Genomic DNA, 12,487 nt, shown 5'->3' with positions numbered 1-12,487 from the left:
GGGGTTTGCGCCAGCGGGGGTTTGCGCCAGCGCGGTGCGCTGACGTGGGCGCGGGTCTGTGACGTGAGCGCGCCCCTCCGGAGCCCCGCGCTCGCGCGCCTGGGGCGCGCTCACGCCGGGTGTGCGCCATTCACGCGGGCGCACCGCGCTGGCACCCGGCGCGGAGGTCTCAGGTCAGCGCGGTGCGCTGGCGCGAAACCCCTCGGTTCGGCGTGAGTGCGGGTCAGTGAGGTGAGCGCGCCCCTCCGGAGACCCGCGCTCACGGCTGTGGGGCGCGCTCGCGTCAGCGCACCGCGCTGGCGTCCCTCACGAACGGGGGAGGACCTGGGCGAGGGCGATCGTGGCGTCGCCGGTCAGGGACAGGGTGCCGGCCTCGAGTCGGAGCGTGTCGTGCCGCTCGAGCACACCAGGGTCCAGACCTGGCCCCTCCGCCGACAGCAGCCCGTCCAGGAGCACGACGAACGTGGTGGCTCCCGGCGGCGTGGTGACGAGCCTCGACTTGTCGACGACGCCCACCTCGAGCGATCCCCGGAACCGGTCCCGCGACACCATCAGGTTGAGATCGAGCGTCGGCCCGACCACGCCCCGCGACGACACCGCTGCGGCCCCGTCGAAGGCCGCGACCTGCCACCGGTCCAACTCGACCGGCTCGCCGTCGATCACGAGTCCGAGTCCGCCCGCCGACAACGCCATCAGCTGACGGTCGACGCCAGGGAAGGACGAGAAGGCGACGTCCGACTCGACCGTCGCGATACTCAGCGTCCACCCCGGGGCGGCCGGCGCGTCACCCTCACCATCGCCGCGCCCACCATCGATCCGACGCCCGACGGCCCCGACGGCGATCTCCGTCGCGGTCCCCAGCCCGTTCCGCCAGCGGTAGCTCCGATGCCGGTCGGCCGGCAGCAGCACGAGTGCGTGACCCTCCGTCGCGTCGCTCACCGCTGCGTGGTCCCAGCCGTGACGCGCTCGCCGCGCTGCCGGACACCGACCGTCAAGGGCACGCCCGGTCGATAGGCGAGGTGCGAGATCGAGGGTGCGTCGAGCACCTGCAGGTCCGCAAGACCACCCACGCGGAGCGATCCGACGGCGTCGGCCCCGTGCTCGCGACCGACCGCCACCGCGGCCCCCCGCGTCGCCGCCCACACCGCCTCGGCGATCGTCAGTCGCATCTGCAGCACGGCGGTCGCCACGCAGTACGCCATCGAGGTCGTGTACGAGGTACCAGGGTTGCAATTGGTCGCGAGGGCGATCGAAGCACCGGCGTCGACGAGCGCGCGCGCCGGCGGGAACGGTTCGCGGGTCGACAGGTCGCAGGCCGGCAGCAGGGTCGCGACCGTCGATGAACCCGCCAGGAGGTCGACGTCGGCGGAGGACAGGTGATTGCAGTGGTCGACGCTCGCGGCCTTTAGCTCGACCGCGAGGCGCACCCCGCCGCTCTCGCCGAGCTGGTTCCCGTGCACCCGGACACCCAAGCCCGCGGCGCGACCGGCGAGCAGCACCTCGCGCGACTCCTCGACGTCGAAGGCACCGACCTCGCAGAACGCGTCGATGTACGACGCGAACGGAGCCACCGCCGCGAGCATCGGCCCGGTCACGAGGTCGAGGTAGTCGCGGCGGTCGACACCGGCCGGGACGAGATGGGCCCCGAGGAAGGTGACGACGTCGGCGACCTCGGCCGCCGCGCGAGCGGAGCGCGCCTCGCCCTCCACGTCGAGCGCGTACCCCGTCTTCGCCTCGAGGAACGTCGTCCCCTGCGCGAGCGCCTCCGCCCGCAACCGTCGCGCACCCGCGACGAGCTCCTCCTCCGAGGCCGCCCGGGTGGCCGCCACGGTCGTCGCGATCCCGCCCGCCGCGTACCGGCCGCCGGCCATGCGCGCCTCGAACTCCGCCGAGCGGTCGCCCGCGAACACGAGATGCGTGTGCGTGTCGACCCAGCCCGGGAGCACGGCGCGCCCGCCCACGTCGGTCCGTGTGTCGGCGTCGGGCGCGTCGACCGCTGCGCCGAGCCAGGCGATCCGGCCGTCCTCGATGACGAGCGCCGCCTCGGCGAGCCGGTTGCCGTCGACGTCGCCCGGCCCGGAACCCGCGTTGGTCGTGAGCTCGGCGATGCCGGTGATGAGTTCGCTGGTCATGGCTGCATCTCCTGCGAGGGGTGATCAGGTGTCGGGGCCGAAGTGGCTGCCCGGGGCGTCTCCGTCGATGCTGCCAGCTCGGCGAGCGCGACCGCGAGGAGCCGTTCCGGCGTCGACTCCCGCGACGTCGCGAGCAGCCGACCTCGGTCCACCACGAGCCGCCCGCCGACGACGATCCGCTCGACGTCAGACGCGGTCGCGACGAGGGCGAGTTGGGCCGGGTCGGCGCCGATGGTGCGGAGGCTCGACGTCGACACCTCGACGAGGTCGAGCGGGTCGCCGACATCCAGCGTGTGCCGCCCGAGTCCGAGCGAACGGTATCCGTTGTCGGTGCCCGCCTCGAGTAGCTCGGCTGGCGAGAACCGGCCCCGTCTGCCGGAGGCGAGCCGTTCCCCGGCTTCGAGGCCACGCAGTTCGAGCAGCGGGTCGACCACGGCGTTCTGGTCGGAGCCGACGGCGATTCGGGCCCCGGCGTCCGCGAGGCGGCGGGCCGGTCCGATGCCGTCGCCAAGGTCCGCCTCGGTCGTCGGGCACATCACGACGGTCGCACCGGACCGTCCGATCGCCGTGACGTCCGCGTCGGTCAGGTGCGTCGCGTGGACGAGGCTGATGCGTGGAGCGAGCGCACCGAGCGCGGCGAGGACGCCGGTCGGTGTCCGTCCCGTCTTCGCGAGCGTGTCGACGTTCTCCTGCGGTTGCTCCGACAGGTGGACGTGCAGCGGGACGTCGTCGGGCAGGCCGGCGAGGATCGTGCGCATGGCGTCGACGGGCACGGCGCGCACCGAGTGCAGCGCGGCGCCGAGCGTGACGAGCCCGGTGGCGCCGACGGAGCCGGACAGTGCGTCGCGTAGTCGATGCCAGCGGGCGAGCCAGCCGGCCGCGTCGCCGTCGCCGAACGCGAGCTGTTCGGCGAGCAGCGGAGCGGCGGGGCCACCGGCGGACCCGAGGCCGCTCGCGAGGTAGGCCGTGTCGAGGAGGGTGAGCCGGATGCCGACGTCGGCGGCGGCTTCGGCGACCGCCAGCTCCATCGCGTGGGCGGTCGGATACGGAGTTCCGTCGAACTGGTGGTGCACGTAGTGGAACTCGCCGACCGCCGTCCAGCCGCAGACGAGCATCTCGCCGAACACGGCACGGGCGACCCGGCCGTAGTGGTCCGGGTCGAGGCTGGCGGCCGCCGCGTACATCGCCTCGCGCCACTGCCAGAAGTCGCCGCCGTCGGCGTGGGTGCGTCCGCGGAGCAGCCGGTGGAACGCGTGGGAGTGGGCGTTCCCCATGCCCGGGATGACCGTTCCGAGACGTCGGTCGTCCGCCTCCGGCTCGACGCCGCGCTCGACGGTGGCGATCCGTCCGGAGTCGTCGGCCGTGAAGCGCACGCGGTCGGTCTGGCGACCGTCGATGATCGCCGTCGCGGCCCAGACGGGAGGCCGCACGTCAGCTGCGCCGGGGTCGACGCTCGCGACCGTCACAGGACGCTCCGCAGCAGGGCCTCGAGCGCTTCGACACCGGCGACGCAGTCGGCCGTCTCGGCGAACTCCTCGGGTGAGTGCGAGACGCCCGTCGGGTTCCGGACGAAGACCATCGCCGTCGGTACCGCGCCGCTCAGGACCCCTGCGTCGTGGCCTGCGCCCGTCGGCAGCAGCGGGACCCCGCCGAGGGTGCCGGCGAGCCGGGCGGCGAGTTCGGGGTCGAACTCGACGACGCCCGACCACGACTCCTCGATCAGCTCCACCGCGCACCCGGAATCGGCGACGGCCTCCTGCACCCGGTTCTCAATGTCCGCGACGAGGGCGCGCGTGCCGGCGTCGGTGGCCGCGCGGGCGTCCACCCAGGCGTCGACCTCGGAGGCGATGACGTTGGTGCCGCCTGGCACGATGCGCAGGCGGCCGACGGTGGCGCGGGCGTCGTCCGTGGCGAGGGCGGCCTGCTCGACCGCGAGGACGGCGCGTGCCGCGGCGACCACGGGGTCATGTCGCTCGCGCATGCCGGTCGCGCCGGCGTGGTTGCCTTGACCGCTCACCCGGAGTCGCCAGCGGCCGTGGGCGAGGATCGACGAGGCGACCGCGGTCGGCGAGCCGAGGTCGATGAGGCCGCGACCCTGTTCCACGTGCAACTCGATGAACAGCCCGATGCGGCTGAGCGCCTCGTCGTCACGGCCGAGGTGCTTGGGAGCGAGCCCGGCCGCGGCTGCTGCTTCGGCCACGGTGACCCCGTCGGCGTCGGTCAGCGCCCGGGCGGCGTCCGCGGTGATCGCACCGGACAGGAGCCGGGATCCGAGGCAGGCGACCCCGAACCGGGATCCCTCCTCCTCGGCGAACACCACGACGGCGACGGGACGCGACGGCTGGAACCCGGTGGCTTGCAGACGCGCGACGGCGTCCAGCGCTGAGACGACGCCGAGCGGCCCGTCGAAGGCGCCGCCGCCCGGGACGGAGTCGAGGTGACTGCCGGTGACGACCGCGTCGGGCCCAGGCCTACCCCACCACGCCCAGAGGTTGCCGTTCCGGTCCGTCTCGACGTCGAGCCCGAGTCGGGTGGCGCGAGCGGTGAACCACTCGCGCAGTTCGAACTCGGCCGGCGTCCAGACGTGTCGGGAGTACCCGCCGCGTGCCGGATCGACGCCGACGCCGGCGATGTCGTCGAGCCCGGCGAGCCGACCGTGGGCGATCAGGCCGTCGGTCACTCGCCCTCCCACATCGGCACCCGCAGGCCGCGTTCGCGGGCGACCTCGGAGGCCCGCTCGTAGCCGGCGTCCACGTGACGCATGACGCCGGTGCCCGGGTCGTTGACGAGCACGCGCGCGATCTTCTCGGCGGCGAGCGGCGTCCCGTCGGCGACGATCACCTGACCGGCGTGGATGGAGCGGCCGATGCCGACGCCGCCGCCGTGGTGGATCGAGACCCAGGTCGCGCCGGACGCCGTGTTGAGCAGGGCGTTGAGCAGCGGCCAGTCGGCGATCGCGTCGGAGCCGTCGGCCATGGCCTCCGTCTCGCGGTACGGCGAGGCGACGGAACCGGAGTCGAGGTGGTCGCGGCCGATGACGACTGGCGCGCTCAGTTCACCCGAGGCGACCATCTCGTTGAACTTCAGGCCGGCGAGGTGGCGCTCCTGGTAGCCGAGCCAGCAGATGCGGGCGGGCAGCCCCTCGAAGGCGATCTTCTCGCCGGCCGAGGTGATCCAGCGGCGCAGCTTCTCGTCCTCGGGGAAGAGCTCGAGGATGGCGCGGTCGGTCGCGGCGATGTCGGCCGGGTCGCCGGAGAGGGCCGCCCAGCGGAACGGGCCCTTGCCCTCGGCGAAGAGCGGACGGATGTAGGCCGGCACGAAGCCGGGGAAGTCGAAGGCGCGCTCACAGCCGCCGAGTTTCGCCTCGGCACGGATGGAGTTGCCGTAGTCGAAGACCTCGGCGCCGGCGTCCTGGAAGTCGACCATCGCCTGCACCTGCTTCGCCATCGCGAGTCGCGAGCGGCGCGTGAAGTCGACCGGGTCGGCCGCCGCCTCGGTCTGCCAGTCGGCGAGCGCCGTGTCTTCCGGCAGGTAGGCGAGCGGGTCGTGAGCGCTCGTCTGGTCGGTGACGATGTCGATGGCGACACCGCGCCGCAGCAGTTCGGGGAAGACGGTCGCGGCGTTGCCGACGAGACCGACCGACAGCGGGCGCCGTTCCGCCTTGGCGGCGAGTACGCGTTCGACGGCGTCGTCGAGGTCGTCCGTCATCTCGTCGAGGTAGCGGTGCTCGACGCGTCGCTCCAGGCGGCTCGGGTCGACGTCGACGATGAGCACGACGCCCTCGTTGAGCGTCACGGCGAGCGGCTGTGCCCCGCCCATGCCGCCGGCGCCGCCGGTGAGGGTCAGCGTCCCGGCGAGGGTCCCGCCGAACCGCTTGTCGGCGATCGCGGCGAAGGTCTCGTAGGTGCCCTGGAGGATGCCCTGCGTGCCGATGTAGATCCACGAGCCGGCGGTCATCTGCCCGTACATGGTGAGACCCTCGGCCTCGAGCTTGCGGAACTCGGGCCACGTCGCCCAGTCGCCGACGAGGTTGGAGTTCGCGATGAGCACGCGCGGCGCCCACTCATGCGTGCGGAAGACGCCGACCGGCTTGCCGGATTGCACGAGCAGGGTCTCGTCGGCCTCCAGCCCTTCGAGCGTGCGGACGATCGCGTCGTACGCCTCCCAGTTGCGTGCCGCCTTCCCGGTGCCGCCGTAGACGACGAGGTCCTCCGGGTGCTCGGCGACCTCGGGGTCGAGGTTGTTCATGAGCATCCGGAGCGGGCCCTCGGTCTGCCAGCTCTTGGCGGTGAGGGTGGTGCCGCGAGCGGCACGGATGGTCCGGGTGGTGGTCGGCATGCGCTGGTCCTTTACGTCTGCGGTGCGGTGGTGGTGGTGCTGTTCCGACGGACTCAGGGGCGGATCGACGCCCCTGAGCCCGTCGAAGGGTGCTGCTAGCCGAGGTCTGCGTCCTTCAGCCACTCCTCGGCGATGCTCTTCAGGCTCGTGCCGTCGGACGCCTTGCCGTTCATCTCGATGAGGTCACCGGTGGTGAGGGCCGCGGAGACCTTGTCGAGCGTCTTCGAGATCGTGTCGTCGAGCTTGCTCGTGCTGATGACGGGGACGATGTTCTCGGCCGCGAAGAGCGACTTGTCGTCTTCGAGGGCGACGAGCTTGTTCGCGGTGAGCCCGGGGTCGGTGCTGAAGATGTCGCCGACCTGCACCTGGCCGCTCGTGAGCGCGGTCATCGTGAGTGGTCCGCCGGCGTCGAGGCTGACGAACTCCTTGAAGGTGAGGCCGTAGACCTGCTCGAGGCCGACGACGCCGTTGACGCGGGTCTTCCACTCCGGCGGGCCGCCGAGGCTGAGCTCGGACATGTACGGCACGAGGTCGGAGATCGTCTTGAGGTCGTACTTGTCGGCCGTCTCCTGGGTGACGGCGAGCACGTCCTTGTCCTCCGCGGGCGAGATGTCGAGCATGCTGACACCCTTCGGGAGCTTGTCGCCGAGTTCCGCGACGACGTCCTCGCTCGTGCTGGCCTTGGATTCGGAGTCGAGGTACTTGAGCAGCGCGCCCGAGTATTCGGGGAGGAGGTCGATGGAGCCGTCCTGCAGCGCGGCCATGTAGACCTCGCGGCTGCCGATGTTGAACTGCTCCTTCACCGTGACTCCCTTGGCCTGCAGCGCCTGGGAGTAGATCGTGGCGATGAGCTGGCTCTCGGTGAAGTCGGCTGAGCCGATGATGACGGCGTCGCCGGAGGAACCGGACGCGCTGTCGCTGCTGAGGGCGTCCTGGCCGCCGCAGCCGGTGAGGACGAGAGCGGCGGCTGCGGTGGTCGCGGCGATGGCCGCGAGTCGACGGGGGAAGGTGGGGAAGGGCATGAGGACCTCGATTCGGTGAGATGGACGGATCGGTGGTGCGGTCGTGCGGAGGTGGTCGTGCGGTGCGGGTGCGGCTCAGGCCGGCCGGGGGATCGCCCCGGTGACGGTGGTCGGGGCCGCCGTCCGCCGTTTGCGGCTGGTGCGCCGCAGACCGGGGGAGACGATGAGGGTGCCGAGGAGGGTGAAGGCGATCTCCAGTGCGAAGGCGAGGGCGGCGACGAGGATCGCGCCGCCGGCCATCTGGAAGAAGTCGGCCTGGGCGCGGCCGTCGATGATGTAGCGGCCGAGCCCCTGGAGGCCGAGGTAGGCGGCGACCGTCGCGGTCGAGACGACCTGGAGGGTGGACGAGCGGATGCCGGACAGCAGCAGGGGGAGGGCGCACGGGAGCTGGACGTGCCAGAGGATCTGCAGTTTCGTGTAGCCCATGCCGCGGGCGGCGCCCACCGCGTCGGGATCGGCGCTCTGGATGCCCGTGTACGTCCCGGTCAGGATGGGCGGGACGGCGAGGAGCACGAGGACGACGATCGTGGGGATGACGTAGACGAGCTGCCCCGGGACCACGGGCGAGATGAGGAGGAACAGCAGGATGAGGAGGCCGAGGGTCGGCAGGGCGCGGAGGGCGTTGGCCGATCCGGCGACGAGGCGCTCGCCCTTGCCGGTGTAGCCGACGAGGACACCGAGCGGCACGGCGATCGCTGCGGCGATGACGAGCGCGATGCCGGTGTAGAGCAGGTGGTAGCCCATCTGCGAGGGGATGCCGTCGGAGCCGGTCCAGTTGGCGGGGTCGGTCAGCCAGTCGATGACGCTCATGCTGCCACCGTCCGATCACGCCAGGGCGTCGCGAGCGAGCCGAGCCGGACGATGATGAGGTCGAGGATGACGGCGAGGACGACGCAGAGCAGGATGCCGGTGACGAGCGGCACGAACAGGCGGAGCTGGAAGCCCTGCGTGAACAGTGTCCCGAGTTGCGGGATGCCGAGCAGGGCGGCCATCGTCACGATGCTGACGTTGGACACGACCGCGACGCGCAGGCCGGCGGCGATCACCGGGACGGCGACGGGCAGTTCCACCAGCACGAGTCGCTGCCAGGACCGGTAGCCCATGGCCTCGGCCGCCTGCACCGCGTCCACCGGCACCGAGGAGAGTCCGTCGGAGACGACGCGGACGAGGAGTGACACCGTGTAGACGGTGAGGGCGATGACGATGTTGATCGGGTCGAGGATCTTCGTGCCGAGGATCGTCGGCAGGATGATGAACAGTGCGAGCGACGGGATCGTGTACAGCAACCCGGCGGTACCGACGATGAACGGACGGCCGCGACGCGAGCGGTGCGCCCACCAGCCGAACGGGAGGGCGACCAGGAGGCCGAGCGCCGTCGGGGTGAGCGTCAACCAGAGGTGGTTGAGTGTGAGGTCGCCGATGAGCGGGAGGTTCTCCCAGATCCAGTCGATCGTCATCGGAGGCTCCGCTCGGGGGCGGGGCGCTCGAGGAGTTCGCTGGCGGCGATGGTGCCGGTGAGCCGGCCGTCGTCGTCGAGGAGCCCGACACGCCGACTCGGGTGCGCGAGCGCGGCGTTGAGCGCGATGCGGAGCGACGCCGTGCGCGGGACGAACAGGCCGTGGCCGCTGATGGTGTCGGTCGAGACGGAGCCGTGACCGGCTGCGGTGTCGAACCAGCCGAGCGGACGGCGTTCGTCGTCCGTCACCACCACCCAGCCGCTCGCGTGCACGCCGGTCACGGCGGTGTCGCCGAGTCGGGCGACGGGCTCACGGTGGAGGGCGTCGTCGTGGTCGAGGCCGAGGAAGCCGAGTGCACGGTAGCCGCGGGCCTCACCCACGAAGTCGGCGACGAACGCGTCGTGGGGGCGGGTCAGGAGGTCGACGGGCGGCGCGATCTGCGCGAGGAGACCGCCCTCCCGCAGGACCGCGACCTGATCACCGAGCTTGAGGGCCTCGTCGATGTCGTGGGTGACCATCACGATCGTCTTCGAGATGTCGGCCTGCAGGCGCAGGAACTCGTCCTGGAGCTGCGTCCGGACGATCGGGTCGACCGCGCTGAAGGGTTCGTCCATGAGGAGGAACGGCGGGTTCGTCGCGAGGGCGCGGGCGACGCCGACGCGCTGCTGCTGACCACCGGACAGCTGCCACGGGTACTTCTTCGCGAACTTCTCGTCGAGACCGACGCGCTCCAGCAGCTCGAGGGCCGCCGTGCGCGTCTCCCGGCGCGAGCCGCCGAGGAGGCGGGGGAGGGCTGCGACGTTGTCGACGACGGTGCGGTGCGGGAAGAGACCGGCGTTCTGGATGACGTAGCCGATCCGACGACGGAGGGTGACGCGGTCGAGCGACTGGGTCTCGACGTCGTCGAGCAGGATCGACCCCGAGGTCGGATCGATGAGGCGGTTGATCATCCGGAGCGAGGTGGTCTTGCCGCAGCCGGACGGGCCGACGAGCACCGTGAGGGATCCGGTCGGCACCTCGAAGGAGAGGTCGTGGACGGCGACCGTGCCGTCCGGGTAGGCCTTCTTGACGTTCGTGAAGCGGATCATGCGCGTCCCTCCAGGAGGTCCGCGGCGTCGTCGGGGACGGTCGCGGGTGTGTTGTCGGTGGGTCCGGTGTACGAGGCGAGCCCGCTGGAGAGCCGTTCCGTGGCGGCGACGAGGAGCTCGCCGTAGGAGGCGATGAGGTCGTCGGTCATCCGGTAGCTCGGGATGACGAGGCTCAGTGCCGCGACGATCCGTGCTCCCGAGCGGACGGGAGCGGCGATCGCGGTGACGTCCGACTCGACGCCCCGCTCGACCGTGACGTAGCCGGCGGTGGGGGTCCGCCCGGTGAGTGCGGCACCCGCGGCCGAACCGTCGAGGGGGATCGTGCGACCGACCCAGCTCGCGTGACGGACGGAGTGGGTGCCCTCCGTGATCGCGAGGTAGAGCGCGGTGGACGCGTGACCCTCGACGCTCAGGTAGGCGGACTCGCCGGTGCGTTCGACGAGGTCGAGCATCTCCGTGTGGCAGAAGCCGACGAGCGACTCGTTGCTGAGTGCCTGCGTGCCGAGCTGGACGACGCGGCTGCCGGGTCGGTAGCTGCCGTCGGCGTCCTTCCGGACGAAGCCCGTGGACTCCAGGGTGCGGAGGAGCCGGAGGGCGGTGCTCGGCGAGAGGTCGACGAGTCGCGCGCTCTCGGCGAGGGTCGTGCGGCCGCGGTCGCACACCACGGCGAGGAGCGAGAGTGCACGCTCCACGGTTCGAGTCGATGATTCAGCCATCAGATCCCTCTCTGTCGAGCCACCACGCTATGGCTCCGCCGTTTCAGCGAACCGCCTCGAATGTTTCCGTCAGGTAAAACTCGAATTTCATCTGGTGGGACGTTCGCCGTGTGAGCAAGGATGGTGCACACGACGGCGGAGCGCAAGAGAGGGTGTCGGGATGATCGAGATCGCGGGAGCACTGGGCATCGACGAGCTGCGGCGGATCGCAGACCTCGAGGAGGAGGCCTTCGTGCCTCCCGCCGTGCTCGACCGGCTGTCGACAGCGCACGACGACGCACGGGACCTCGCCGAGCACGCGGCCGTCTACGGCAGGAGTACCGGCGTGGGGGCGAACAAGGACACCACGGTGGCCGACGACGGCGACGCACACGCGCGCCGCCTGCTCCGCAGCCACGCGGTCGACGCCGGCGAGGTCGTCCCCGACCGGGTCGTACGGGCCATGCTCGCGGTCCGACTCAACCAGCTCGCCGTCGGCGGATCGGGTGTCGAGCCCGCGGTCGTCGCGGCGCTCGCCGAGATGCTGCGCCGCGACGCGCTGCCGACCGTCCGGACCCTCGGGTCGATCGGGACCGGCGATCTCACCGCGCTCGCCGGTACGGCGCTGACCCTGCTCGGCGAACGACCGGCGTCGACGCCGCTGGAGCCGCTGGACGCCTGGGGGTCGGAGAGTGCCCTGTCGTTCATCAGCAGCAGCGCCCTGACCATCGCGCGTGCGGCCCTCGCGGTCACGGAGCTGCGGGGACTCGACCGTGCCTGGTCGGCGGTCTGTGCGCTCAGCTTCCACGCGCTGGACGGCAATGCGCAGGCGTACGCCGAGGCGGCGGCGGGTGCGTCCGCCGCACCCGGCGTCGGAGCTGCTGCTGCGTCGTTACGCGCGCTCATCGGACCCGCGCCGGAACCGGCCCGGATCCAGGACCCGTTCGCACTCCGCATCGCGGCGATCACGCAGGGTGTCGTGGCGACGGCGACGGACCGGCTCGCGGACCAGGTGGAAGCGCTCGTCGGTGCTGCGCAGGAGAACCCCCTCTACGTCCTCGGTGCCGATGCCGGATCACAGGCGGTCCTCCACCACGGTGCCTTCTTCCAGGCGCAGCTGGCCGCGGAGCTCGACTCGACCGTGCTCGCGCTCGCGCAGACGTCGACCGTGACGCTGTCGCGCCTGCGATTGTTGAACGAGCCCGCGTTCACGGGCCTGCCGCCGTTCCTCGGCGACGGAGAACCGGGTGCCTCAGGACTGATGATGGTCGAGTACGTTGCGGCGGGCGCGGTCGCCGACATCCGGCACGCGGCGCAACCGGCGGCGCTCGGCACGGTCGTCTTGTCGCGCGGAGCCGAGGAGGACGCGCCGTTCGCCGCGCAGGCCGTCGCGCAGCTGGAGGACGCGGTCGTCGCCACGAGGACGCTCATCGCCTGCGAACTCCTCGGAGCGGTGCGGGTCGTGCGGCGCCGCGGTGTCGCCGAACGGCTGACGGGGACGCTCGCCGCGGTCTTCGCCCGGGCATCGGCATCGCTCGGCTCGGACGACGCCGACCGCGACCTCCGCCCCGACTTGGAGCGCGCGTCGGCGCTCGTCACCGAGATCGCGGACCTCGTCGCCGGAGTGCCGTCGGCCCCCTCCGTGTCCTCCGCCAGCGCGGTGCTCTGACGCGAGCGCGCAGTTGTGACCGCCAGCGCAGTGCGCTGACGTCACCGCGCACTCATCGGCGTCACTGCGGGTCAGGCGCGCGAGCG

At 71.9% G+C, this 12,487-nt stretch carries 11 protein-coding genes; 1 reads left to right on the top strand and 10 read right to left on the bottom strand.

The annotated features are described in order from the left end of the window. Nucleotides 1-306: 306 nt before the first annotated feature. From QRN19_RS10030 to QRN19_RS09985, 10 genes are all read right to left on the bottom strand, one after another. Nucleotides 307-939, bottom strand: coding sequence for a HutD/Ves family protein (locus QRN19_RS10030; protein WP_285026682.1), 633 nt, complete (start codon nucleotides 937-939; stop codon nucleotides 307-309). Continuing rightward, nucleotides 936-2,132, bottom strand: coding sequence for an imidazolonepropionase (gene hutI, locus QRN19_RS10025; protein ID WP_285026681.1), 1,197 nt, complete (start codon nucleotides 2,130-2,132; stop codon nucleotides 936-938). The genes QRN19_RS10030 and hutI overlap by 4 nt, the downstream gene beginning before the upstream one ends. Beyond that, nucleotides 2,129-3,598, bottom strand: a complete 1,470-nt coding sequence (locus QRN19_RS10020) for a formimidoylglutamate deiminase (RefSeq protein ID WP_285026679.1) — start codon at nucleotides 3,596-3,598, stop codon at nucleotides 2,129-2,131. Before QRN19_RS10020 ends, hutI begins: the two co-directional genes overlap by 4 nt. Beyond that, entirely contained in the window at nucleotides 3,595-4,812 is a 1,218-nt protein-coding gene (locus QRN19_RS10015; protein ID WP_285026678.1) for an allantoate amidohydrolase, read from the bottom strand. Before QRN19_RS10015 ends, QRN19_RS10020 begins: the two co-directional genes overlap by 4 nt. Further along, a complete protein-coding gene (gene hutU / locus QRN19_RS10010; RefSeq protein ID WP_285026677.1) occupies nucleotides 4,809-6,470 on the bottom strand; it encodes a urocanate hydratase in 1,662 nt (553 codons plus the stop codon). The genes QRN19_RS10015 and hutU overlap by 4 nt, the downstream gene beginning before the upstream one ends. 95 nt (nucleotides 6,471-6,565) lie before the next feature. Further along, complete coding sequence (locus QRN19_RS10005) at nucleotides 6,566-7,492, bottom strand: ABC transporter substrate-binding protein (RefSeq protein WP_285026676.1); 927 nt, start codon at nucleotides 7,490-7,492, stop codon at nucleotides 6,566-6,568. A 75-nt stretch (nucleotides 7,493-7,567) separates the two neighbouring features. Beyond that, entirely contained in the window at nucleotides 7,568-8,302 is a 735-nt protein-coding gene (locus QRN19_RS10000) for an ABC transporter permease (RefSeq protein WP_285026675.1), read from the bottom strand. Next, nucleotides 8,299-8,949, bottom strand: coding sequence for an ABC transporter permease (locus tag QRN19_RS09995; protein WP_285026674.1), 651 nt, complete (start codon nucleotides 8,947-8,949; stop codon nucleotides 8,299-8,301). The genes QRN19_RS10000 and QRN19_RS09995 overlap by 4 nt, the downstream gene beginning before the upstream one ends. Then, nucleotides 8,946-10,037: an ABC transporter ATP-binding protein gene (locus tag QRN19_RS09990; protein WP_137244126.1), complete on the bottom strand. Its 1,092-nt coding sequence runs from the start codon at nucleotides 10,035-10,037 to the stop codon at nucleotides 8,946-8,948. Before QRN19_RS09990 ends, QRN19_RS09995 begins: the two co-directional genes overlap by 4 nt. Beyond that, nucleotides 10,034-10,729, bottom strand: coding sequence for an IclR family transcriptional regulator (locus tag QRN19_RS09985; RefSeq protein WP_285026673.1), 696 nt, complete (start codon nucleotides 10,727-10,729; stop codon nucleotides 10,034-10,036). The genes QRN19_RS09990 and QRN19_RS09985 overlap by 4 nt, the downstream gene beginning before the upstream one ends. A 184-nt stretch (nucleotides 10,730-10,913) precedes the next feature. Between QRN19_RS09985 and QRN19_RS09980 the strand changes: the two genes are divergently transcribed. Then, nucleotides 10,914-12,401: an aromatic amino acid lyase gene (locus QRN19_RS09980; protein ID WP_285026672.1), complete on the top strand. Its 1,488-nt coding sequence runs from the start codon at nucleotides 10,914-10,916 to the stop codon at nucleotides 12,399-12,401. Nucleotides 12,402-12,487: the final 86 nt, after the last annotated feature.

Origin of the sequence: Plantibacter sp. ME-Dv--P-122b, assembly GCF_030209375.1 — a bacterium.
Classification (GTDB): Bacteria; Actinomycetota; Actinomycetes; order Actinomycetales; family Microbacteriaceae; genus Plantibacter.
Note: the sequence above shows the minus strand (reverse complement) of the source record. Positions and strands in the feature narration are given on the sequence as shown.

Coding starts and splice junctions, on each gene's coding strand:
- hutI (WP_285026681.1), bottom strand. CDS start 2,132: ATGACCAGCGAACTCATCACCGGCATCGCCGAGCTCACGACCAACGCG.
- hutU (WP_285026677.1), bottom strand. CDS start 6,470: ATGCCGACCACCACCCGGACCATCCGTGCCGCTCGCGGCACCACCCTC.
- QRN19_RS10005 (WP_285026676.1), bottom strand. CDS start 7,492: ATGCCCTTCCCCACCTTCCCCCGTCGACTCGCGGCCATCGCCGCGACC.
- QRN19_RS10000 (WP_285026675.1), bottom strand. CDS start 8,302: ATGAGCGTCATCGACTGGCTGACCGACCCCGCCAACTGGACCGGCTCC.
- QRN19_RS09995 (WP_285026674.1), bottom strand. CDS start 8,949: ATGACGATCGACTGGATCTGGGAGAACCTCCCGCTCATCGGCGACCTC.
- QRN19_RS09990 (WP_137244126.1), bottom strand. CDS start 10,037: ATGATCCGCTTCACGAACGTCAAGAAGGCCTACCCGGACGGCACGGTC.
- QRN19_RS09980 (WP_285026672.1), top strand. CDS start 10,914: ATGATCGAGATCGCGGGAGCACTGGGCATCGACGAGCTGCGGCGGATC.